The organism is Pseudomonas paralactis, from assembly GCF_001439735.1.
GTDB lineage: Bacteria > Pseudomonadota > Gammaproteobacteria > Pseudomonadales > Pseudomonadaceae > Aquipseudomonas > Aquipseudomonas paralactis.
The window spans coordinates 118,646-141,856 of record NZ_JYLN01000008.1; the positions used below are offsets into that span (position 1 = coordinate 118,646).

Consider the following 23,211-nt stretch of genomic DNA (forward strand, 5'->3'; position numbering starts at 1 on the left):
TTGCGACAAGCTTCTAGCCACAGGCTGCAAGCCAAGCTGCTTTTTCCTACAGCTTGTAGCTCGCAACCTGCAGCTGCTTCTATCAGATGTCCAGGAGCAGGCGAGCCGGGTCTTCCAGCAGGTTCTTGATGGTCACCAGGAACGTCACGGCTTCTTTACCATCGATCAGGCGGTGATCGTAAGACAATGCCAGGTACATCATTGGGCGGATCACGACCTGGCCGTTGATGGCCATCGGACGCTGGATGATGTTGTGCATGCCCAGGATCGCGGCTTGCGGTGGGTTGACGATCGGCGTCGACATCATCGAACCGAAGGTACCACCGTTAGTGATGGTGAAGGTACCGCCGGTCATCTCGTCGATGGTCAGCTTGCCGTCACGGGCTTTCTTGCCGAAGCCGGCGATGCCGCCTTCGATTTCAGCCAGGCTCATCAGCTCTGCGTTACGCAGCACTGGAACTACCAGACCACGGTCGCTGGACACGGCAACGCCGATATCTGCATAGCCGTGGTAAACGATGTCGCCGCCGTCGATGGAAGCGTTGACTGCCGGGAAGCGTTTCAGCGCTTCGGTGGCCGCTTTCACGAAGAACGACATGAAGCCCAGGCGCACGCCATTGTGGGACTTCTCGAACAGATCCTTGTATTTGGAACGCAGGGCCATGACTTCGGTCATGTCCACTTCGTTGAACGTGGTCAGCATGGCCATGTTCGACTGCGCTTCAACCAGGCGCTTGGCCACGGTGGCACGTACGCGAGTCATCGGTACGCGCTTCTCGGTGCGGTCGCCAGCGGCAAACACAGGCGCAGCGGCAGCAGGAGCAGCAGCCTTGGCAGGTGCGGCAGCCGGAGCGTTCTTCTTGGCTTCAACGGCGGCAACCACGTCTTCCTTGGTCACGCGGCCGTCTTTGCCGGTGCCCTTGATGGAGGCCAGGTTGATGCCGTTTTCTTCAGCCAGTTGACGCGCAGCCGGGGCAGCGATTGGATCTTCGCCACCGGCTGCCGGTGCAGCGGCAGGCGCCGAAGCAGCCGGTGCAGCAGCGGCAGGAGCAGGTGCGGCAGCAGCACTGCCCTCTTCGATCGAACCCAGTACCTGGTTCGACAGAACAGTAGCGCCCTCTTCAGCTACGATCGCGCCCAGCACGCCGTCAGCTTCGGCCAACACTTCCAGTACGACTTTGTCAGTCTCGATGTCGACGATCAGGTCGTCACGCTTGACGGCCTCGCCTGGTTTCTTGTGCCAGGTGGCAACGGTGCCATCGGCAACCGATTCCGGGAATGACGGGGCTTTGATTTCGATAGCCATTATCTGTAGGTCCTTAAAATTCGGTTTCAGTCAGCGCGAAGGCGTTAAACAGTGAAAGCATCTTGCAGCAGTTTTTCCTGCTGCTCGGCGTGCATCGACGCATAGCCACACGCAGGTGCAGCAGAAGCATCACGACCGGCGTACTCAAGGACCAAGGCCTTGTTGTGGTTGCCGATGCTGCGACGCAGATGATGCTGGCTGCTGTACCAGGCGCCCTGGTTCATCGGTTCTTCCTGACACCACACTACGTTCGTGAGGTTGGTGTAAGGCGCGATGATCTCCATGAGGTCATCTTCCGGGAACGGGTAAAGCTGCTCGATACGCACGATGGCGATGTCTTCGCGGCCTTCGGCACGGCGTTTTTCCAACAGATCGTAGTAGACCTTGCCACTGCACAGGATCAGGCGAGTGACCTTGGCGGCGTCCAGTGTATCGATCTCTGGAATCACGGTCTGGAACGAACCTTGGGCCAGATCTTCCAGGGTCGAAACGGCCAGTTTGTGACGCAACAGCGACTTCGGCGTCAGCACCACCAGCGGCTTGCGCAGCGGGCGGATCACCTGACGACGCAGCAAGTGGTAAATCTGTGCCGGGGTCGTTGGCACGCATACCTGAATGTTGTGCTCGGCGCACAATTGCAGGTAACGCTCCAGACGGGCCGAGGAGTGCTCAGGGCCCTGGCCTTCATAACCGTGCGGCAGCAGCATGGTCAGACCGCACAGGCGGCCCCACTTGTGCTCGCCGCTGGTGATGAACTGGTCGATAACCACCTGGGCACCGTTGGCGAAGTCGCCGAACTGGGCTTCCCAGATCACCAGCGCGTTCGGCGTGGTGGTGGAGTAGCCGTATTCGAACGCCAGTACGGCTTCTTCGGACAGGAACGAATCGTACAGGTCGAAACGTGGCTGGCCTTCGTACAGGTTCTGCAGCGGGATGTAGGTGCCCGCGTCTTTCTGGTTGTGCAATACCGCATGGCGGTGCGAGAACGTACCGCGGCCGATGTCCTGGCCGGTCATGCGGATCGGGTGACCTTCGAACGCCAGGGTTGCGTACGCCATGGTTTCGGCGTAACCCCAGTTGATCGGCAGGCCGCCGGCTTGCATCTTCTGACGGTCTTCGTAGATCTTCGCAACCTGGCGCTGTACGACGAAGCCTTCTGGAATTTCCAGCAGCTTGGCGGACAGTTCCTGCAACGTCTTCAAATCGAAGGATGTATCGTGACGTGCAGTCCAGGTGTGGCCCAGGTACGGGCGCCAGTCGACGAACAGCTCTTTGTTCGGCTCCTTGACCAGGCTTTTCACTACATGCAGGCCATTGTCCAGCGCATTGCGGTATTCATCGACTTTCGCCTGAACACGCGCATCATCAACCACGCCGGCCTTGGTCAGGCTTTCAGCGTACAGCTCACGGGTGGTGCGCTGCTTGGTGATCTGCTGGTACATCAACGGCTGAGTGCCGCTTGGCTCGTCCGCTTCGTTGTGACCGCGACGACGGTAGCAAACCAGGTCGATCACCACGTCACGCTTGAACTGCATGCGGTAGTCGACAGCCAGTTGGGTCACGAACAGCACGGCTTCCGGATCATCACCATTCACATGGAGGATCGGCGCCTGGATCATCTTGGCAACGTCGGTGGCGTACTCGGTGGAACGCGCGTCCAACGGGTTGCTGATGGTGAAGCCGACCTGGTTGTTGATGACGATGTGAACGGTACCGCCGGTCTTGAAGCCGCGAGTCTGCGACATCTGGAACGTTTCCAGGACCACGCCTTGACCGGCGAATGCCGCGTCACCGTGGATGGAAATCGGCAGAACCTTCTCACCGGTAGAATCGTTACGACGATCCTGGCGTGCACGTACCGAACCCTCGACCACTGGCGAAACGATTTCCAGGTGGGATGGGTTGAACGCCATGGCCAGGTGAACTTCACCGCCGGTGGTCATCACGTTGGACGAGAAGCCCTGGTGGTATTTAACGTCACCGGAACCCAACTCGACCTTCTTCTTGCCTTCGAACTCGTCAAACAGCTCGCGCGGGTTCTTGCCGAAGGTGTTGACCAACACGTTCAGGCGACCACGGTGAGCCATGCCGATCACGATTTCCTTGGTGCCGTAGGAACCGGAACGCTGGATCAGCTCGTCGAGCATCGGAATCAGGCTTTCGCCGCCTTCCAGGCCGAAACGCTTGGTGCCCGGGTATTTGGTACCCAGGTATTTTTCGAGGCCCTCGGCCGCGGTCACGCGCTCCAGCAAGTGGCTGCGGACATCGGCGGACAAGACCGGACGCCCACGCACGCCTTCCAGGCGGTGCTGGAACCACTGGCGCTGCTCGGAATCGGTGATGTGCGTGAATTCAGCGCCGATGGTGCGGCAATATGTCTGCTGCAACGCTTCGTGAATTTCGCGTAGGCTCGCTTCCTCTTTGCCGATGAACAGGTCGCCGGCACGGAAGGTCGTATCAAGATCGGCATTGGTCAAGCCGTAATGATTGATCGACAGGTCTGCAGGTGCAGGACGCTGCCACAGCCCCAGCGGGTCAAGCTGGGCTGCCTGGTGGCCACGCATACGGTAGGCCTGGATCAGTCGCAGTACTTCAACTTGCTTCTTCTCGTGCTCACTGCTCACGCTGCCGGCGGAAACCGGTTGGGCGCGGCGCTGGTTCTTTGCCAGCAGCACAAACTGATCGCGAATTGTTGCGTGCGATACATCGGTGGCAGCGTTGCCGTCTGAAGACAACGTCTGAAATTTGGTGCGCCATTCTTCTGGCACAGCGTTAGGGTCGTGCAGGTAGAGCTCATAAAGCTCTTCCACATAGGCAGCGTTACCACCTGAAAGATAGCCGCTGTTCCACATGCGCTGCATCACGCTTTCTTGCATGCTTGGTCACCCTCGATTTGGGGACACCACCGGCGAAAACACCGAGTTTGCTTGCAAAAGGCCAAGTGCAGCGACCAAAACAAGCCACTTAGGATCACGCTGATAGTTCGGGTACCAACCCGAATGCCCCTGCTTGTCTCATTTCTTCAAAATAAGAGCCGCGGCTTTGTAAGTCGCTGCTCAAGTTAAAACTACGGCGCCGGTTGAAGCCTGCGCCGCAGCATTTACGGGCACAACGGTCCTGCTTTACTACAACGTCAGTTACACGCCGCTGTGCAGCAGCATGTTACGGATGTGACCAATGGCCTTAGTCGGGTTCAGGCCTTTGGGACATACGTTGACGCAGTTCATGATCCCGCGGCAGCGGAATACGCTGAACGGGTCATCCAGCGAAGCCAGACGCTCGGACGTCTTGGTGTCGCGGCTGTCTGCCAGGAAGCGGTACGCTTGCAGCAGCGCAGCTGGACCCAGGAATTTGTCCGGGTTCCACCAGAAGGACGGGCACGACGTCGAGCAGCAAGCGCACAGAATGCACTCGTACAGACCGTCGAGCTTTTCACGCTCTTCCGGGGATTGCAGACGCTCGATGGCCGGAGCCGGCGTGTCATTCTGCAAGAACGGCTTAACTTTCTCGTATTGCTTGTAGAAGATGCTCATATCGACGACCAGGTCACGGATAACCGGCAAACCTGGCAGAGGACGAACGATCAGCTTGTTGCCTTTGACAACAGCAGACAGCGGCGTGATACACGCCAGGCCGTTCTTGCCGTTGATGTTCATGCCGTCGGAGCCGCAAACGCCCTCACGGCAAGAGCGACGATAGGAGAAACCTTCGTCCTGCTCTTTGATCAGTGCCAGTACATCCAGCACCATCAGGTCTTTACCACCGGTATCGACCTGGAACTCCTGCATGAACGGCGCGGCGTCCTGATCAGGGTTGTAGCGATAAACACTGACTTTCAACATGGCAGCCACCCTTAGTAAGTCCGAATCTTCGGTTCAAACGTCGGTACCGTCTTCGGCGAGAAGTTCACGGCACGCTTGGTTACGCGCTTGTCACCCGGGAAGTACAGGGTGTGGCACAACCAGTTTTCGTCGTCGCGATCTTCAAAGTCTTCACGAGCGTGAGCACCACGGGATTCTTTACGAACCTCGGCGGCGATCGCCGTCGCTTCAGCCACTTCCAGCAGGTTTTGCAGCTCAAGGGCTTCGATACGAGCGGTGTTGAACGCCTGGCTCTTATCGTTGATCTTGACGTTGGCGATACGCTTGCGCAGATCAGCCAGCTGGGCGATGCCCTTCTGCATGTATTCGCCGGTACGGAACACACCGAAGTAGTTCTGCATGCAGTTTTGCAGCTCGCGACGCAGGGTTGCTACGTCTTCGCCATCCGTGCGCTCGTTCAGAGCGTTCAGGCGCGCCAGGGCCGCTTCGATGTTGGCGTCGGTGGCGTCATCGTATTCGATGCCGTCAGTCAGCGCCTTCTCAAGGTGCAGGCCGGCCGCACGGCCGAATACCACCAGGTCGAGCAGCGAGTTGCCGCCCAGACGGTTGGCACCGTGAACCGATACGCAAGCCACTTCACCTACCGCGAACAGACCATGAATGATCTCGTCTTCGCCGTCGGCGTTCTGGGTGATTGCCTGGCCATGAATGTTGGTCGGCACGCCGCCCATCATATAGTGGCAGGTCGGAACCACCGGAACCGGAGCAACTACCGGGTCAACGTGGGCAAAGGTCTTGGACAGCTCGCAAATACCAGGCAGACGGCTGTGCAGCACTTCTTCACCCAGGTGATCGAGCTTGAGCAGTACGTGGTCGCCATTGGGGCCACAGCCGTTACCGGCGATGATTTCTTTAACCATCGAGCGGGCCACAACGTCACGACCCGCCAAGTCTTTGGCGTTCGGAGCATAACGCTCCATGAAACGCTCGCCGTGCTTGTTGATCAGGTAACCACCTTCACCACGGCAACCTTCGGTCACCAGTACACCGGCGCCGGCGATGCCGGTCGGGTGGAACTGCCACATTTCGATGTCTTGCACCGGTACGCCAGCACGCAGTGCCATGCCGACGCCGTCACCGGTGTTGATCAGGGCATTGGTGGTCGAGGCGTAGATACGACCTGCACCGCCGGTCGCCAGCACGGTGGCCTTGGCGCGGATATAGGTGGTTTCACCGGTTTCGATGCAGATGGCGATCACACCGACGAATTCGCCTTGTGCGTTCTTGACCAGGTCTACCGCGTAGTACTCGTTCAGGAACGTGGTACCGGCTTTCAGGTTGCCCTGATAAAGGGTGTGCAGCAGCGCGTGACCGGTACGGTCGGACGCAGCGCAGGTACGGGCAGCCTGCCCGCCTTTACCGTAGTCCTTCGACTGGCCGCCGAATGGACGCTGGTAGATACGGCCTTGCTCGGTACGCGAGAACGGCAGACCCATGTGGTCCAGCTCGAACACCGCGGCCGGGCCTTCCTGACACATGTATTCGATAGCGTCCTGGTCACCGATGTAGTCGGAGCCCTTGACGGTATCGTACATGTGCCAGCGCCAGTCATCGTTCGGGTCGGCGGAGGCGATGGCGCAGGTGATGCCACCCTGGGCCGATACGGTGTGCGAGCGCGTCGGGAACACCTTGGTGATCACGGCAGTCTTGTGACCGCCCTGAGCCAGCTGCAGCGCAGCGCGCATGCCCGCACCGCCGCCACCAATAATGATGGCGTCGAATGAAATAGTTGGAATGTTAGCCATGAATCAGATACCCCAAAGAATCTGCACACCCCAGACGAAGTAAGCGAACATCGCAACGCCGCATACTGCCTGGAAGAGGAAACGTACTGCAGTCGCGGACTTGCCCAGCGCCATCGGCGTCAGGTAGTCGGTCGCGATGGTCCACATGCCAACCCAGGCGTGTGCGCCCAGGGCTACAAGGGCCAGCAGACTGAAGATTCGCATCGCATTGTGGGAAAACAGGCCGTGCCATTGCTCATAGCCGATGCCCGGGTTTGCGACGAGGTATCCGATCAGGAAAATGAAATAAGCCGCGAGAACGACCGCAGACACACGCTGTGCCATCCAGTCATAGAGGCCCGAACGCGACAGATTCGTTACGCTGGTTACCATATCCAAACTCCTGCCAGAACGATCAGCACCACGGAAATGGCGATGATGATTTTCGAGCCCAGGCGGCCGCCTTCCAGCGTCTCACCGATGCCCATGTCCATGATCAAGTGGCGCACACCGGCTACCAGGTGATACAGAAGAGAGGACAGGAGGCCCCATGCTACGAACTTGGCCAGCGGGCTGGTCAAGCATGCCTTCACCTCGGCGTAACCTTCCTCGGAACCCAGGGATTTGCTCAATGCATAAAGCATGATGCCCAAGCCCAGGAACAGGATGATGCCGGAAACACGGTGCAGGAACGACGTAACGCCGGTGATGGGGAGTTTGATGGTCCTTAGGTCTAGGTTTACAGGTCGTTGGCTATTCACGGCTTTTTTTCACACTGAAGAGCCCCTAACAATCAGGGCAAAGTTGTTGGGGAGTGCGACTGGTCAGGTAAGCACCACCCAGGGAGTGCGACCCCCAATGAAAGCAAGCCCAAAAGCCCTTGGCGGTCGGTGGCCGAGTATAGACAGTTAGGTTACTAATGACAACGCGCACACCTCACCCTAATAGCTGATTGCGCTGGCGGGATAAAAGGCGTAAATGGCAGGCAATTTCGACGAAAAAGTACGGTTAAAGCCTTCTGGCGCAAGACTTTAGGCAAATTGACATCTGGATTTATATCAATATAGTGGTGCGGGCCCTGCGTGGGGGGTCTGTCTGATGATTTGAAGCATAAATAGGAGGCCACATGGCTGACAAAAAAGCGCAGTTGATCATCGAGGGCGCAGCCCCCGTCGAGCTGCCCATTTTAACCGGCACCGTTGGTCCCGATGTTATCGACGTACGGGGCCTGACGGCCACGGGCCGTTTTACTTTCGACCCAGGCTTCATGTCGACCGCTTCCTGCGAGTCGAAGATCACCTATATCGATGGTGACAATGGCATTCTGCTTCATCGTGGCTACCCGATCGAGCAACTGGCTGAAAAGTCGGACTACCTGGAAACCTGCTACCTGCTGCTAAATGGCGAATTGCCAACAGCCGAGCAAAAGGCCCAGTTCGTCAGCACCGTGAAGAACCACACCATGGTTCACGAGCAGTTGAAGACCTTCTTCAACGGCTTCCGTCGCGACGCCCACCCGATGGCCGTCATGTGCGGTGTGGTCGGGGCCCTGTCGGCCTTCTATCACGACTCCCTGGACATCAATAACGCCGAGCATCGCGAAATTTCCGCGATTCGCCTGGTTGCCAAGATGCCGACCCTGGCCGCAATGGTTTACAAGTACTCCATGGGCCAGCCCATGATGTACCCGCGCAACGATCTGACGTACGCGGAAAACTTCCTGCACATGATGTTCAACACCCCGTGCGAGATCAAACCGATCAGCCCGGTGCTGGCCAAGGCAATGGACCGGATCTTCATCCTCCACGCCGACCACGAGCAAAACGCCTCCACCTCTACCGTACGCCTGGCCGGTTCTTCGGGTGCCAACCCGTTCGCCTGTATCGCCGCCGGTATCGCCGCACTGTGGGGCCCTGCCCACGGCGGTGCGAACGAAGCCGTGTTGACCATGCTCGATGAAATCGGCGATGTGTCCAACATCGACACCTTCATCGCCAAGGCCAAGGACAAGAACGATCCGTTCAAGCTGATGGGCTTCGGTCACCGGGTCTACAAGAACCGCGACCCGCGCGCTACCGTCATGAAGCAGACCTGCGACGAAGTGTTGAAGGAACTGGGCATCAAGAACGATCCGCAACTCGAACTGGCCATGCGCCTGGAAGAGATCGCCCTGACCGACCCGTACTTCATCGAACGCTCGCTGTACCCGAACGTCGACTTCTACTCGGGGATCATCCTCAAGGCGATCGGCATTCCAACCAGCATGTTCACCGTGATCTTCGCCCTGGCGCGGACCGTGGGCTGGATCTCCCACTGGAAAGAAATGCTCTCCAGCCCGTACAAGATTGGCCGCCCGCGCCAGCTGTACACCGGCTACGAGTCGCGTGACATCACCAAGCTGGAAGATCGCAAGTAAGCACTTAGCTGCTTGTTTGTACTGAGAACGGCCTCCCTTAGTGGAGGCCGTTTTTGTTTGGGTGGCCTGATCTACCGCCATCGCAGGCAAGCCAGCTCCCACATCAGACCGCATTCCAACAAAAGTCCAGTGTGAGAGCCGGGCTTGCCCGCGATGAGGGCAGCTCAGGCAACACAAAGACCCTGGCAAAAAAAATACCCCGGCCTTGCGACCGGGGTATCTCTTATGCAGCTGACGACTTAGTGATTAACCGCCCCGCTCGCCCCCAGGCCAGTCTGCGAACGCACAAACTGTGGGAAGTACAGCGCACGCTCTTTCTCCGCCGCCGCCGACTTGTCGGTGATGGAGAAGAACCAGATGCCGACGAACGCAATGATCATCGAGAACAGCGCCGGGTACTCGTACGGGAAGATCGCCTTTTCATGGTGCAGGATCGAGACCCAGATGGTCGGGCCGAGGATCATCAGGCCCACGGCGCTGATCAAGCCCAGCCAGCCGCCGATCATGGCACCACGGGTGGTGAGGTTTTTCCAGTACATGGAAAGCAGCAGCACCGGGAAGTTACAGCTTGCAGCGATAGAGAACGCCAGGCCGACCATGAACGCAATGTTCTGGCTTTCGAACAGGATACCCAGGCCGATGGCCAATACACCCAAGGCTACGGTGGTGATCTTCGACACGCGAATCTCATCTTTCTCGTTGGCCTTGCCTTTCTTGATCACGCTGGCATACAGGTCATGGGACACCGCCGAAGCACCCGCCAGGGTCAAGCCGGCAACCACCGCCAGGATGGTGGCAAACGCCACGGCCGAGATGAAGCCCAGGAAGATACTGCCACCCACCGCGTTGGCCAGGTGCACCGCCGCCATGTTGTTACCACCGAGCAAGGCGCCTGCCGCATCCTTGAACGCCGGGTTGGTGCTGACCAAAAGGATCGCGCCGAAGCCGATGATGAAGGTCAGGATATAGAAGTAGCCGATGAAGCCGGTTGCGTACAGCACGCTCTTACGCGCTTCCTTGGCGTCGCTTACCGTGAAGAAGCGCATCAGGATGTGCGGCAGGCCAGCGGTACCAAACATCAGTGCCAGGCCCAGGGAGAATGCCGAGATCGGGTCTTTCACCAGGCCACCAGGGCTCATGATCGCTTCACCTTTGGGGTGAACCTTGATGGCCTCGGAAAACAGCATGTTGAAGTCGAAATTGACGTGCTTCATCACCATCAGCGCCATGAACGAGGCACCGGAGAGCAGCAGCACTGCCTTGATGATCTGCACCCAGGTGGTCGCCAACATGCCGCCGAACAGCACGTACATGCACATCAGGATACCCACCAGGATCACCGCCACATGGTAATCAAGGCCAAACAGCAGCTGGATCAGCTTGCCCGCGCCAACCATCTGCGCGATCAGGTAGAACGCCACCACCACCAGCGAGCCACAGGCCGACAGGCTGCGGATCTGGGTTTGCCCCAGGCGATAGGACGCCACGTCGGCAAAGGTGTACTTGCCCAGGTTGCGCAGGCGCTCGGCGATCAGAAACAGAATGATCGGCCAGCCCACCAGAAAGCCGATCGAGTAGATCAGGCCATCGTAGCCGGAGGTGAACACCAGCGCGGAAATCCCCAGGAAGGACGCCGCCGACATGTAGTCACCGGCAATCGCCAGACCGTTCTGGAAACCGGTGATCTTACCGCCCGCCGCATAGTAGTCCGCTGCCGATTTGTTGCGCTTGGACGCCCAATAAGTGATGCACAGGGTGGCGCCGACAAACGCGACGAACATCACAATGGCCGAGATATTCAACGGTTGCTTGTGCACTTCACCAGTCAATGCGTCCGCCGCCCAAACGGCCGGAGCAAACAGCGAAGCGCCGAATACAGCCAATAAACGCCGGATCATTGCGCAGCCTCCTTGAGAATCGCATTGTTCAGGTCGTCAAACTCGCCGTTGGCCCGGCGCACGTAGATGCCGGTAAGAATGAAGGCCGACACAATCAGCCCGACGCCCAGGGGAATGCCCCAGGTAATCGAGGAACCGGGGCTGATCTTGGCCCCCAGTATTTGTGGCCCATAGGCAATCAACAGGATGAAAGCGGAGTAAAGCCCTAGCATGATCGCCGAGAGAATCCAGGCGAACCTTTCCCTTTTTCTGACCAGCTCCTTGAAACGCGGGCTGTTTTGAATCGAGAGGTAAATGCTGTCGTTCATTGTTTTTATCCTCGCAGCACAGCTTTTTTATTATTGGAACATAGCCACTGTATGCGGCTGCGCAATGGGTTCCAGACGACCTTAGTAGTAGATCGAGCTTAGCGAGGATTTTGGGTGTACTACGACATTTTGGCGGGGAACGAAACAAATGTGGGAGGGGGCAAACCCCAATGCCAGTGTAGGAGCGAGCTTGCTCGCGAAAAACGTCAACGATAACGCGCGTTTGCTGAATAAACGCGGCGCCTGTGATTTTTTCGCGAGCAAGCTCGCTCCTACACTGGTATTAGAACAAGCCCCCTCCCACAGGGTGCATCACTGGCTTTTATTTAGCAGTCCATTCGGCTACGCGCTCAGGGTGCTTGGCGACCCAGTCCTTGGCCGCTGCGTCTGGCTTGGCGCCTTCTTGAATCGCCAGCATGACCTCACCGATTTCATCCTTGGAGGCCCACTGGAATTTCTTCAGGAAAGCGGCGACTTCCGGCGCTTTCTTCTCCAGGCCCTTGCTGCCGATGCTGTTGACGGTTTCAGCAGCACCATAAATCCCTTTTGGATCGTCCAGGAAACGCAGTTTCCACTTGGCGAACATCCAGTGGGGCACCCAACCGGTTACCGCAATGGATTCCTGCTTGTCTTCGGCACGGGTCAGTTCGGCGATCATCGCCGCGCCCGAGCTGGCTTGCAGCTTGTAGTCCAGGCCGTATTGCTTGATGGCATCGTCGGTCTTGAGCATCACGCCTGAACCGGCGTCGATGCCGACGATCTTGTTTTTGAAGGTGGTGTCGGTCTTGAGGTCTTCAATGGACTTGGCCTTGACGTACTCCGGCACGATCAAGCCAATTTTTGCATCCTTGAAGTTGGGGCCGTAGTCGACCACCTTGTCCTTGTTCTTGGTCCAGTATTCACCATGGGTTACCGGCAGCCAGGCCGACAGCATGGCATCGAGCTTGCCGGTGGCGACGCCCTGCCACATGATCCCCGTGGCGACCGCTTGCAGTTTCACGTCATAACCGAGCTTTTGCTTGATCACTTCTGCCGCCACATGGGTCGTGGCAACACTGTCGGACCAACCGTCCACGTAACCGATGCTCAGGGTTTTGCTGTCGGCACTGACCAGTGTGGAGCCCATCGCAACTACCAGCGTGGCAGCTGCGCCCAAGAGTCGTCGCATCTTCATATGTACTTCCCCGAAAGTGCTGCGCCCGACGGATGCCGAGCGACATCAACCTGTTGTTATACGGTGCACCGCGCCCCCTTCACGCGCATCGATCCGGTTGCTGAGGCGTCAGTGGAGTACTGACAGTTTTATCATCAACCTGCGTAGGCCTTTGCCCTGCTCTGTGGGCGACCTTGGTTGAGCAAGAAACGACATCACATCGCCAGCAGGACGTTTTGTAGGAGGTATCGTCAGAATCCCGCTCGATGTTTGCATGTCAAAATTATGCAGCCGCACTGGCACGCGCCAAATCCGGGTAAGATGCGCGCCTTTGCTCCCCCAGATAAGCCGACCATGCCCGCGACTGCCCGCTTTCCTGCCCTGCCCTATTTTCTTGCCTTGATCCTTGGTGCGCTTGCCCTCGTCGGCTACTGGTATGGCCTCGGCCGGCCCGTGGTATTGCCGGACGTCGCCAGCGCCAGCCATAAGTTGCAATGTGCGTCCTATACGCCGTTCGACAAGGATCAATCGCCGTACGACCAGCCGTTCAAGCTGCGCCCCGAGCGCATGGATGCCGACCTGGCCTTGCTGGCCACCCGCTTTGAATGCATCCGCACCTACTCCATGACCGGCCTGGAAGCCTTGCCGGACATGGCGCGCAAGCATAGGTTGAAGGTGATGGCCGGGGCCTGGGTCAGCAGTGACCCCGTGGCGACTCAAAAAGAGATCAACGAGTTGATCGCGGCGGCCAACGCCAGCCCGGACGTGGTGACCTCGGTGATCGTCGGCAACGAAGCCCTGCTGCGCAAGGAAGTCACTGCCAAGCAACTGGTGGCGCTGATCCATCAGGTTAAAAGCCAGATCAAGCAGCCCGTCACCTATGCCGATGTCTGGGAATTTTGGTTGCAACACCCGGAAATCGAGCCGGCGGTGGACTTCCTGACCATTCACCTGCTGCCGTACTGGGAAGATGAGCCGTCCGGCATCGACCAGGCGCTCAAGCATGTGGGCGATGTGCGCCAGACCTTCGGCCACAAGTTCGCACCCAAGGACATCGTGATCGGCGAGACCGGCTGGCCCAGCGAAGGCCGTCAGCGCGAGACTGCCGTGCCGAGCCGGGTGAATGAAGCCAGGTTCATGCGCGGCTTTGTTGCCATGGCCGAAGCCAATGGCTGGCGCTACAACCTGATCGAGGCGTTTGACCAGCCGTGGAAACGCGCGAATGAAGGTGCAGTGGGCGGTTATTGGGGGCTGTTCGATGCAGACCGTCAGGACAAGGGCATCCTCGCAGGGCCGGTGACCAATGTGCCGTACTGGACGTTGTGGCTGGGCGTAGGCGCAGTGATTCTGCTCGGCACCCTGGTGCTCGGTGGCCGCGTGCGCAGCACACGCTCCGCGCTGCTCCTGCCATTGCTCGGTGCCGTTGCTGCCTGCTCCATCGGCACCTGGGCCGAACTGACCCGCGTCACTGCGCGTTTCAACGATGAATGGGTCTGGGCAGGCTTGCTGGTGCTGTTGAATCTGCTGGTGCTGGCCCACGCCGCCCTGACCCTCGGCGCCCGTGAAGGGTGGCGTGAACGTGCATTCAACTGGCTGGAGAAACGTGCAGGCTGGTGGGTGGCAATCGCCGGGTTTGCGGGGGCGGTGATGATGCTGGCGCTGGTCTTTGACCCGCGCTATCGCAGCTTCCCGAGCGCGGCGCTGGTACTGCCGGCCCTGGTGTACCTGGTGCGCCCGGTGACCGGCCCGCGTCGGGAGATCGCGCTACTGGCCTTCATCATCGGTGCCGGCGTTGCGCCGCAGTTGTACCGTGAAGGGCTGTTGAATCAGCAGGCCTGGGTTTGGGCAGTGGTCAGCGTGCTGATGGTTGCGGCTTTGTGGCGTTGCTTGCGGGTGCGCAAGGCTTAACACCGCTATCGCAGGCAAGCCAGCTCCCACAGTTGATTGGGTTCACACATTTCTATCTGTGAGCACGGTCAAATGTGGGAGCTGGCTTGCCTGCGATGAGGCCACATCAGGCGCCGCGAGGCTTCCTCACCAACCGCAACCCCGCAATCACCACGGCAAACACCGCAAACGTGGTGTTGTACAACGCCAGGGCCGGCAGTCCGAACACCATCCCCAGTACCGCCAAGGCCCACCCCGTACGCCCGGGCACAAAAAACGCCAGCACCGAGGTGATCAACGCCGCCCAGCCCAGTACCTTAAAGTGAATCATCAACCCCAGGTTCGCCCGCACCTGGCATTCCCAGCGGCCGGCTTGCTCGGCGCAGATGCCGACCCACTGCCCATCCTCCATAACGCCATAACGTGCGGCATAACTGGCGGCCAACCACAACGGCAGGGCAATAAGCAGCAGGATCAACGGCAAACGAGGGGACATGGAGCACTCCGATAGGCAAAAACGGCGCTCAGCTTAATCCCACTTCGGCCGTTAGCAAGGTGTTCGCGCAGATATCTGTTCAACAATGCGTGGCAAAGTGTATCGTCTGGCTACTATTACCCCGATTCCGACGTTTTTTCCGACTTTTCGTGCCGAGTGCTGGCACTTCGGTGACAAGGCGGTGGTCATAGCCTGCGAACTTCATTCAGCCCGTTCCTCTTAGGGATTAAGTCATGCTCCGTTCCTTGCGCTGTGCTGCCTTGCTGGGCAGCCTATTTTTGAGTGCGTCAGCACTGGCCGTCGATATCGACCAGGCCAGCTATGGCTACCCTTTGACCAACCCGTTCGAAGCGACCATTGCCACCACACCTCCCGATCTGCGGCCAACCCTGCCGACCGATGACGAGATCACCCAGTCCGACTACACCCTGACGATGCGCCCCGAGCGCGAGTTCAGCCTGCCGGACAATTTCTGGGCGGTGAAGAAACTCACCTACCGCATTGCCAAGCAGGACCGTGCTGCGCCGTTGATCTTCCTGATCGCCGGCACCGGTGCACGCTTTGACAGCAGCATCAACGAATACCTGAAAAAGCTGTATTACCAGGCCGGCTACCATGTGGTGCAGCTGTCTTCGCCGACCAGCTTCGACTTCATCAGCGCCGCTTCGCGCTTCGCCACCCCGGGCATCACCCAGGAAGACGCCGAAGACATGTACCGCGTGATGCAAGCCGTACGCGCGCAGAACGCCTCGTTGCCCGTGACCGATTTCTACCTCACCGGCTACAGCCTGGGCGCCCTGGATGCGGCGTTTGTCAGCAAGCTGGATGAGACCCGCCGCAGCTTCAACTTCAAGAAAGTGCTGCTGCTCAACCCACCGGTCAACCTCTACACCTCGATCACCAACCTCGACAAGCTGGTACAGACCGAGGTCAAGGGCATCAACAACAGCACCACCTTCTATGAGTTGGTGCTGAGCAAACTGACGCGTTACTTCCAGCAAAAAGGCTACATCGACCTCAACGATGCCCTGCTTTATGACTTCCAGCAGTCCAAGCAGCACCTGACCAACGAACAGATGGCCATGCTGATCGGCACCTCGTTCCGCTTCTCGGCCGCCGATATTGCCTTCACTTCGGACTTGATCAACCGACGTGGCCTGATTATTCCGCCCAAGTACCCGATTACCGAAGGCACCAGCCTCACGCCGTTCCTCAAGCGTGCCCTGCAGTGTGACTTTGACTGCTACCTCACCGAACAAGTGATCCCGATGTGGCGCGCGCGTTCCGATGGCGGCAGCCTGCTGCAACTGATCGACCAGGTCAGCCTCTACGCCCTCAAGGACTACCTGCGCGACAGCCCGAAAATCGCCGTGATGCATAACGCCGACGACGTGATCCTCGGCCCTGGCGACCTGGGCTTCCTGCGTAAAACTTTCGGCGATCGCTTGACCGTCTACCCGCTGGGCGGCCACTGCGGCAACCTTAATTACCGCGTCAACGCCGACGCCATGCTGGAGTTCTTCCGTGGCTAAATATCTTCTGCTGCTCGCCGCACTGATGTGCGCAGGCGTGGCCAATGCCGACAACAGCAAGGCCCAAGAACCAGTCAAGGTCGATGCCGACGGCTTCAAGGAGCCGCTGACCAAGCTCAAGTTCAACCCAGGCCTGGACCAGCGCGAATTCGAGCGTTCCACGCTCACCGCGCTCAACGTCTACGACCCACTGGAGTCGTGGAACCGCCGCGTGTATCACTTCAACTATCGCTTCGACCAGTGGGTGTTCCTGCCGGTGGTGAACGGTTACCGCTATGTCACGCCGAGCTTTCTGCGCACCGGCGTCAGCAACTTCTTCAACAACCTGGGCGATGTGCCCAACCTGTTGAACAGCCTGTTGCAGCTCAAGGGCCATCGCTCCCTGGAAACCACCGGGCGCCTGCTGGTCAACACCACAATCGGCGTCGCCGGCCTGTGGGACCCGGCAACGGCCATGGGCCTGCCGCGCCAGAGTGAAGACTTCGGCCAGACCCTGGGCTTCTACGGCGTACCGGGCGGAGCCTATGTGGTGCTGCCGATCTTTGGTCCGTCGAACCTGCGTGACACCACCGGCTTGCTGGTGGACTACACCGCCGAATCGCAGATCAACTTCCTCAACGTGTCTGAAGTCAGCTCCAACCATCCGGAAGTCTGGGCCCTGCGCGCCGTCGACAAGCGCTACCAGACCAGCTTCCGCTACGGCCAGATGAACTCGCCGTTCGAGTATGAGAAGGTGCGGTATATCTACACCGAATCGCGCAAGTTGCAGATCGCCGAGTAAACAGCAGCGATAAAAAAAGGCCATTCGATTGAATGGCCTTTTTTATGCCTGCGGTTTCACCCTCGCAGTGCTTTCCAACCTTTACCTGCCACGCTGACCACTGCCAGGACGACAGCGCCGGCAATGATCCCCGCCACCGCATTGAGCAGCGTTGGCATCAGCCACGCCAACGCGCCGGTGCTCTGGCTCACGGTTTCGATCCAGTGATGCACCACGGGCACGCCATGGGTGAGGATACCGCCACCAACCATGAACATCGCCGCCGTGCCGATCACCGACAAGCTCTTCATCATGTAGGGCGCCGCACTCAGGATGGCGCCGCCAATACTGCGTGCTATCTGACCCGGTTTCTGCGTCAGCCACAGCCCCAGGTCGTCGAGTTTGACGATACCGGCGACCAAGCCGTAAACGCCAATGGTCATGACAATGGCGATACCCGACAGCACGATCACCTGTTGAGTCAGCTGCGCATCGGCAACGATGCCAAGGGTGATGGCGATGATTTCCGCTGAAAGGATGAAGTCGGTACGGATCGCGCCCTTGATCTTGTCCTTTTCAAAGGCCACCAGATCGGTTGCCGGGTCGGCCACGGCCTCTGCCAACTGCGCGTGCTGGGCCTGGTCTTCAGCCTTGCTGTGCAGGAATTTGTGCGCGAGCTTCTCAAAACCTTCGAAACACAGGTAAGCGCCGCCCAGCATCAACAAGGGGGTCACCGCCCAGGGAGCGAAGGCGCTGATCAGTAACGCGGTGGGCACCAGTATCAACTTGTTGAGAAACGAGCCCTTGGCCACCGCCCACACCACGGGAATTTCCCGCTCAGCGCGCACGCCGGAGACCTGCTGGGCGTTCAGTGCAAGGTCATCGCCCAGCACGCCCGATGTCTTCTTGGCGGCCATTTTTGTCATCAGCGCGACGTCATCGAGTACCGCCGCGATATCGTCGATCAACACCAACAAGCTGCTTCCTGCCATGAACCGGACTTCCGTTAGAGAGAGATGACGCGAGCATAGCGCGGCGCAAAGCGTTGCGGGCAGATTGTTGAGGCCCGCGGATGGCCGGTGCTACCATGCGCAACCGCCTGTCATGGCAAGGAAACGTCTGGTTTATGAGCAGCATTCGCGAGCGCAACAAAGAAAAGATCCTGCGGGCGGCGAGCGAGGAGTTTGCCGACAAGGGCTTCGCCGCGACCAAAACCAGCGACATCGCCGCCAAGGCCGGGCTGCCCAAGCCCAACGTCTATTACTACTTCAAGTCCAAGGACAACCTTTACCGCGAGGTGCTCGAAAGCATTATCGAGCCAATCCTGGCGGCTTCCACGCCCTTCAACGCCGAGGGTGACCCCAAGGACGTGTTGAGCAACTACATCCGCTCCAAAATCCGCATCTCCCGCGACCTGCCGTTTGCCTCCAAGGTGTTCGCCAGCGAAATCATGCACGGCGCACCGCACCTGAGCCCCGAGCAGGTGGAACAACTCAATGCCCAGGCCAAGCACAATATCGACTGTATCCAGAACTGGGTTGACCGCGGCCTGATTGCGAAGATCGAGCCCAATCACCTGATGTTCAGTATCTGGGCGGCGACCCAGACCTATGCCGATTTCGACTGGCAGATCTCGGCGGTGACCGGCAAGGCCAAGCTGGATGAGGCCGATTATGAAGCGGCGGCGCAGACGATTATTCGGTTGGTGCTCAAGGGGTGTGAGCCGGATTGATAGACCGCGGCGAGGCTATCGCAGGCAAGCCAGCTCCCACACGGATTTGCGCCGGACACAAAATGTAAAATGGTCACAATCCCCTGTGGGAGCGGGCTTGCCCGCGATAGCGCCCTCCCAGACACATCTTGCCAAAAGCCCACAGATCAGCCTCAGCCACCCAGATCTAGCCTCTCAGAACCCCATCTGAAGAGAGGCCAAGGAATGCCTGATTTACCTGCTTCAAAACGCCTGCGCATCGGCCGCTATAACGAGTCCAACCGCATTTACCTGCTCACCACCAACACCCTTGAACGCGAGCCCATCTTCAGCGACTTCAGACTCGGCCGCCTGGTCGTACAACAATTCAGGATCGCCCAATATAAAGGGCTCGCAACATCATTGGCCTGGGTGGTAATGCCTGATCATTTCCATTGGCTTGTTTCTCTGGAGAAAGGTTCGCTTGCCGACTTGATGCGACAAGTTAAATCCAAGAGCACCCGAGTGGTGAATGCGGTGGCTGGCCGCCAAGGTCGCCTCTGGCAACCGGGCTTTCATGACCATGACGTGCGTCGAGAGGAAAGCCTTGAGGGGATTGCACGTTACATCGTAGCCAATCCACTCAGGGCCGGGCTGGTAAAGCAGATTGGCGACTATCCGCTGTGGGATGCCATTTGGGTTTGACTGTAGACCGAGTCGACTGCATCGCAGGCAAGCCAGCTCCCACAGTTTGACTGTGTTCACAGATCCACCTGTGTGAACTCAATCCATGTGGGAGCTGGCTTGCCTGCGATAGCTTACTCACAGTCAGAACAAATCAAGCCGACACCCCCGCATCCGCCATCAACCCCACTCCCTCTATCGCCGTGATCGCACACTGCTCGTCAATATCGGACGTGTCCCCGCTGATCCCGATCGCGCCCAGCACCATGCCGCTCTGATCCCGAATCAACACCCCACCCGGCGCCGGCACGACGCTGCCCTGCCCCAGGCTGTTCAACGCCGCGATAAACGCCGGGCGCTGTTGGGCGTCCAGTGCCAGCAAACGTGAACCCTTGCCCAGAGCAATGGCGCCCCAGGCCTTGCCGATAGCAATTTGCGGGCGTAGCAGGCTGGCGCCGTCTTCGCGTTGCAGGGTGACCAGGTGGCCGCCGCTGTCGAGCACGGCGATGGTCAGTGGCGCAGCCGAAATGGTGCGGCCTGCGGTAAGGGCCTGGGTGGCCAGTTGGGTGGCGAGTTTCAAGGTTAAAGCGCTCATAGGTGCCGTCCTTATCTTGTTATGGGTAAAGCGGTGAGGTCTGTTTGATCAGATGCTCGACCATACAAATAGAACACAATGATATTTGTTTTTGTATACAATATTTCCAAACAAAGGCTCCACACGTCGAAAAAAGCGCTTCCGACGAACGCAAAGGTCAGTTTACGAAAGGCATTGACCAACGCCGCTCGCCGTGAATACACTTTGGACAGACACCACTTGTATACAATTACAAAACGCAAGAGGCACCAAAACCATGAGCAAAATGAGAGCAATCGAAGCCGCCGTCCTGGTGATGCGCCGTGAAGGTGTGGATACCGCCTTCGGTATCCCGGGCGCCGCGATCAACCCGCTGTATTCGGCCTTGCAGAAGGTGGGTGGCATCGATCACGTCCTTGCTCGCCACGTTGAAGGCGCCTCGCACATGGCCGAGGGCTACACCCGTACCAAGGCCGGCAATATCGGCGTGTGCATCGGCACGTCGGGCCCGGCGGGCACCGACATGGTCACTGGTCTGTACAGCGCCTCGGCCGACTCGATTCCGATCCTGTGCATCACCGGGCAAGCGCCGCGTGCACGGATGCACAAGGAAGACTTCCAGGCCGTTGATATCACCAGCATCGTCAAGCCCGTGACCAAGTGGGCAACCACGGTCCTGGAACCCGGCCAAGTGCCGTACGCGTTCCAGAAGGCCTTCTATGAAATGCGTTCCGGTCGCCCGGGCCCGGTCCTGATCGACCTGCCGTTCGACGTACAAATGGCCGAGATCGAATTCGACATCGATGCCTACCAGCCTCTGCCGCTGGCCAAGCCCTTGGCCACCCGCATCCAGGTCGAAAAAGCCCTGGCAATGCTGGACCAGGCCGAACGCCCCTTGCTGGTGAGCGGTGGTGGCGTGATCAACGCCGATGCCAGCGAGTTGCTGGTGGAGTTCGCCGAGTTGACCGGCATTCCGGTGATTCCAACCCTGATGGGCTGGGGCACCATCCCCGACGATCACCCGCTGATGGTCGGTATGGTTGGCCTGCAGACCTCCCACCGTTATGGCAACGCGACCATGCTCAAGTCGGACGTGGTGCTGGGTATCGGCAACCGCTGGGCCAACCGCCACACCGGCTCGGTGGAGGTGTACACCGAAGGGCGCAGATTCATACACGTCGACATTGAGCCGACGCAGATTGGCCGCGTATTCACCCCGGATCTGGGTATCGTCTCCGACGCCGGTTCCGCGCTGACGATGTTCATTGAAGTGGCCCGCGAGTGGAAAGCCGCCGGCAAGCTCAAGGACCGCAGCGCCTGGTTGCATGACTGCCAGCAACGCAAAGCCACCCTGCACCGCAAAACGCACTTTGACAACGTACCGGTCAAGCCGCAGCGCGTGTACGAAGAGATGAACCAGGTGTTCGGCAAAGACACCTGCTACGTCAGCACCATTGGCCTGTCACAGATTGCCGGCGCGCAATTTCTGCACGTGTACAAGCCCCGCCACTGGATCAACTGTGGCCAGGCGGGCCCGTTGGGCTGGACGATTCCGGCGGCACTCGGCGTGGTCAAGGCCGACCCGAGCCGCAAGGTGGTGGCGCTGTCAGGCGACTACGACTTCCAGTTCATGATCGAAGAACTGGCGGTGGGCGCGCAGTTCAAGCTGCCGTACATCCACGTGGTGGTGAACAACTCTTACCTGGGGCTGATCCGCCAGGCCCAACGCGGCTTCGAAATGGACTACTGCGTGCAGCTGTCTTTCGACAACCTCAACGCCCCGGAACTCAACGGTTATGGCGTCGACCATGTGGCGGTTGCCGAGGGCTTGGGCTGCAAGGCGCTGCGTGTGTTCGAGCCGGGCCAGATCCAACCGGCCCTGCGCAAGGCTCAGGAAATGATCGAAGAATTCAAAGTGCCGGTGATCGTTGAGATTATTCTGGAGCGAGTGACCAATATTTCCATGGGCACCGAGATCAACGCCGTCAACGAATTCGAAGACCTGGCCCTGGTCGGCAACGATGCGCCGACTGCCATTTCCCTGCTCGATTAAGGAGAACCCTATGCCGCGCTTTGCCGCCAACCTGTCCATGCTGTTTACCGAACAGGACTTCCTTGCTCGCTTCAAGGCAGCCGCCGATGCCGGCTTCGAAGGTGTGGAATACCTGTTCCCGTACGAATTCAGTTCTGCCGATATCAAGGCACAGCTCGATGCCAACGGCCTGACCCAGGTGCTGTTCAACCTGCCGGCCGGTGATTGGGCCAAGGGCGAGCGCGGCCTGGCCTGCCACCCGGACCGGGTCGAGGAATTCCGCGCCGGGGTCAAGCTGGCCATCGCCTATGCCCAGGTATTGGGCAACACCCAGGTCAACTGCCTGGCGGGTATCCGGCCACAAGGCGTCGATGACGAGACCGTGGAAAAAACCTTCGTCGCCAACCTCAAGTACGCCGCCGAGAAGCTGCAAGCGGCGGGTATCAAGCTGGTGATGGAGATGATCAACACCCGCGACATTCCGGGCTTCTACCTCAATAACACGGCGCAGGCTCTGTTGATTCGCGAGCAAGTGGGCAGCGCCAACCTGTTCCTGCAATACGACATCTATCACATGCAAATCATGGAAGGCGACCTGGCGCGGACCATGCAAACGCACCTGGGTGAGATCAACCATATCCAGCTGGCGGACAACCCGGGGCGCAACGAGCCAGGGACCGGTGAGATCAACTACCGCTTCCTGTTCGAGCATCTGGACCGCATTGGTTACACGGGTTGGGTCGGCTGTGAATACAAGCCGTTGACCACGACCGAGGCGGGTTTGGGTTGGCTCAAGACCCATAACGCCATCTGACAACTGACACAACATAAAACAATGTGGGAGCTGGCTTGCCTGCGATGCAAACACCT

At 58.9% G+C, this 23,211-nt stretch carries 20 protein-coding genes; 8 read left to right on the top strand and 12 right to left on the bottom strand.

The window, feature by feature from the left end; translation table 11 throughout:
* Positions 1-82 precede the first annotated feature (82 nt).
* The 6 genes from odhB to sdhC form a co-directional block, all read right to left on the bottom strand.
* The gene (odhB, locus tag TX23_RS20115) at positions 83-1,306 is read right to left on the bottom strand and encodes a 2-oxoglutarate dehydrogenase complex dihydrolipoyllysine-residue succinyltransferase (protein ID WP_034127192.1); all 1,224 of its coding nucleotides are present in this window, start codon (positions 1,304-1,306) and stop codon (positions 83-85) included.
* Between the two features lie 44 nt (positions 1,307-1,350).
* Positions 1,351-4,182: a 2-oxoglutarate dehydrogenase E1 component gene (locus tag TX23_RS20120; RefSeq protein ID WP_057703718.1), complete on the bottom strand. Its 2,832-nt coding sequence runs from the start codon at positions 4,180-4,182 to the stop codon at positions 1,351-1,353.
* A gap of 261 nt (positions 4,183-4,443) precedes the next feature.
* Complete coding sequence (locus tag TX23_RS20125) at positions 4,444-5,148, bottom strand: succinate dehydrogenase iron-sulfur subunit (RefSeq protein WP_005786573.1); 705 nt, start codon at positions 5,146-5,148, stop codon at positions 4,444-4,446.
* An 11-nt stretch (positions 5,149-5,159) separates the two neighbouring features.
* Positions 5,160-6,932: a succinate dehydrogenase flavoprotein subunit gene (gene sdhA, locus TX23_RS20130; protein ID WP_057703719.1), complete on the bottom strand. Its 1,773-nt coding sequence runs from the start codon at positions 6,930-6,932 to the stop codon at positions 5,160-5,162.
* Positions 6,933-6,935: 3 nt separating this feature from the next.
* Positions 6,936-7,304 carry a succinate dehydrogenase, hydrophobic membrane anchor protein gene (gene sdhD / locus TX23_RS20135; protein ID WP_003172805.1) on the bottom strand — a complete coding sequence of 123 codons (369 nt, stop codon included), beginning with the start codon at positions 7,302-7,304 and terminating at the stop codon, positions 6,936-6,938.
* Positions 7,298-7,672, bottom strand: a complete 375-nt coding sequence (gene sdhC / locus TX23_RS20140; protein WP_003190005.1) for a succinate dehydrogenase, cytochrome b556 subunit — start codon at positions 7,670-7,672, stop codon at positions 7,298-7,300. Before sdhC ends, sdhD begins: the two co-directional genes overlap by 7 nt.
* 365 nt (positions 7,673-8,037) lie before the next feature.
* Between sdhC and gltA the strand changes: the two genes are divergently transcribed.
* Complete coding sequence (gltA, locus tag TX23_RS20145; RefSeq protein WP_005786568.1) at positions 8,038-9,327, top strand: citrate synthase; 1,290 nt, start codon at positions 8,038-8,040, stop codon at positions 9,325-9,327.
* Between the two features lie 239 nt (positions 9,328-9,566).
* Here the strand turns inward: gltA and TX23_RS20150 are convergent, their stop codons facing one another.
* The 3 genes from TX23_RS20150 to TX23_RS20160 all read right to left on the bottom strand — a co-directional run bounded on the left by TX23_RS20150 (position 9,567) and on the right by TX23_RS20160 (position 12,707).
* Positions 9,567-11,225, bottom strand: a complete 1,659-nt coding sequence (locus tag TX23_RS20150; protein ID WP_057703720.1) for a cation acetate symporter — start codon at positions 11,223-11,225, stop codon at positions 9,567-9,569.
* Positions 11,222-11,533 (bottom strand): DUF485 domain-containing protein, encoded by a 312-nt coding sequence (locus TX23_RS20155; protein WP_005786564.1) that lies wholly within the window; start codon positions 11,531-11,533, stop codon positions 11,222-11,224. Before TX23_RS20155 ends, TX23_RS20150 begins: the two co-directional genes overlap by 4 nt.
* A 322-nt stretch (positions 11,534-11,855) precedes the next feature.
* Entirely contained in the window at positions 11,856-12,707 is an 852-nt protein-coding gene (locus tag TX23_RS20160) for a glycine betaine ABC transporter substrate-binding protein (protein ID WP_032877092.1), read from the bottom strand.
* Positions 12,708-13,040: 333 nt separating this feature from the next.
* Between TX23_RS20160 and TX23_RS20165 the strand changes: the two genes are divergently transcribed.
* Positions 13,041-14,594 (top strand): glycoside hydrolase family 17 protein, encoded by a 1,554-nt coding sequence (locus TX23_RS20165; protein WP_057703721.1) that lies wholly within the window; start codon positions 13,041-13,043, stop codon positions 14,592-14,594.
* A gap of 106 nt (positions 14,595-14,700) precedes the next feature.
* Here TX23_RS20165 and TX23_RS20170 read toward each other — a convergent pair whose 3' ends face one another.
* A complete protein-coding gene (locus TX23_RS20170; RefSeq protein WP_057703722.1) occupies positions 14,701-15,069 on the bottom strand; it encodes a hypothetical protein in 369 nt (122 codons plus the stop codon).
* Between the two features lie 233 nt (positions 15,070-15,302).
* On the opposite strand from TX23_RS20170, the gene TX23_RS20175 reads away from it, so the two are divergent.
* Positions 15,303-16,601, top strand: coding sequence for a serine/threonine protein kinase (locus tag TX23_RS20175; RefSeq protein ID WP_032892643.1), 1,299 nt, complete (start codon positions 15,303-15,305; stop codon positions 16,599-16,601).
* Entirely contained in the window at positions 16,594-17,382 is a 789-nt protein-coding gene (locus TX23_RS20180) for an MlaA family lipoprotein (RefSeq protein WP_057703723.1), read from the top strand. Before TX23_RS20175 ends, TX23_RS20180 begins: the two co-directional genes overlap by 8 nt.
* A 56-nt stretch (positions 17,383-17,438) precedes the next feature.
* On the opposite strand, the gene TX23_RS20185 is transcribed toward TX23_RS20180, so the two are convergent.
* Entirely contained in the window at positions 17,439-18,353 is a 915-nt protein-coding gene (locus TX23_RS20185; RefSeq protein ID WP_054920097.1) for a DUF808 domain-containing protein, read from the bottom strand.
* A 134-nt stretch (positions 18,354-18,487) separates the two neighbouring features.
* Between TX23_RS20185 and TX23_RS20190 the strand changes: the two genes are divergently transcribed.
* Together TX23_RS20190 and TX23_RS20195 are read left to right on the top strand one after the other, a co-directional pair.
* Positions 18,488-19,093 carry a TetR/AcrR family transcriptional regulator gene (locus TX23_RS20190; protein WP_057703847.1) on the top strand — a complete coding sequence of 202 codons (606 nt, stop codon included), beginning with the start codon at positions 18,488-18,490 and terminating at the stop codon, positions 19,091-19,093.
* Positions 19,094-19,297: 204 nt separating this feature from the next.
* Complete coding sequence (locus tag TX23_RS20195; RefSeq protein WP_057703724.1) at positions 19,298-19,756, top strand: REP-associated tyrosine transposase; 459 nt, start codon at positions 19,298-19,300, stop codon at positions 19,754-19,756.
* Positions 19,757-19,889: 133 nt separating this feature from the next.
* Here TX23_RS20195 and TX23_RS20200 read toward each other — a convergent pair whose 3' ends face one another.
* Complete coding sequence (locus tag TX23_RS20200) at positions 19,890-20,330, bottom strand: GlcG/HbpS family heme-binding protein (protein ID WP_020302584.1); 441 nt, start codon at positions 20,328-20,330, stop codon at positions 19,890-19,892.
* Between the two features lie 256 nt (positions 20,331-20,586).
* Between TX23_RS20200 and gcl the strand changes: the two genes are divergently transcribed.
* Positions 20,587-22,362 (top strand): glyoxylate carboligase, encoded by a 1,776-nt coding sequence (gene gcl / locus TX23_RS20205; RefSeq protein ID WP_032877099.1) that lies wholly within the window; start codon positions 20,587-20,589, stop codon positions 22,360-22,362.
* 10 nt (positions 22,363-22,372) lie between these two features.
* The gene (gene hyi / locus TX23_RS20210; RefSeq protein ID WP_057703725.1) at positions 22,373-23,155 is read left to right on the top strand and encodes a hydroxypyruvate isomerase; all 783 of its coding nucleotides are present in this window, start codon (positions 22,373-22,375) and stop codon (positions 23,153-23,155) included.
* Positions 23,156-23,211: the final 56 nt, after the last annotated feature.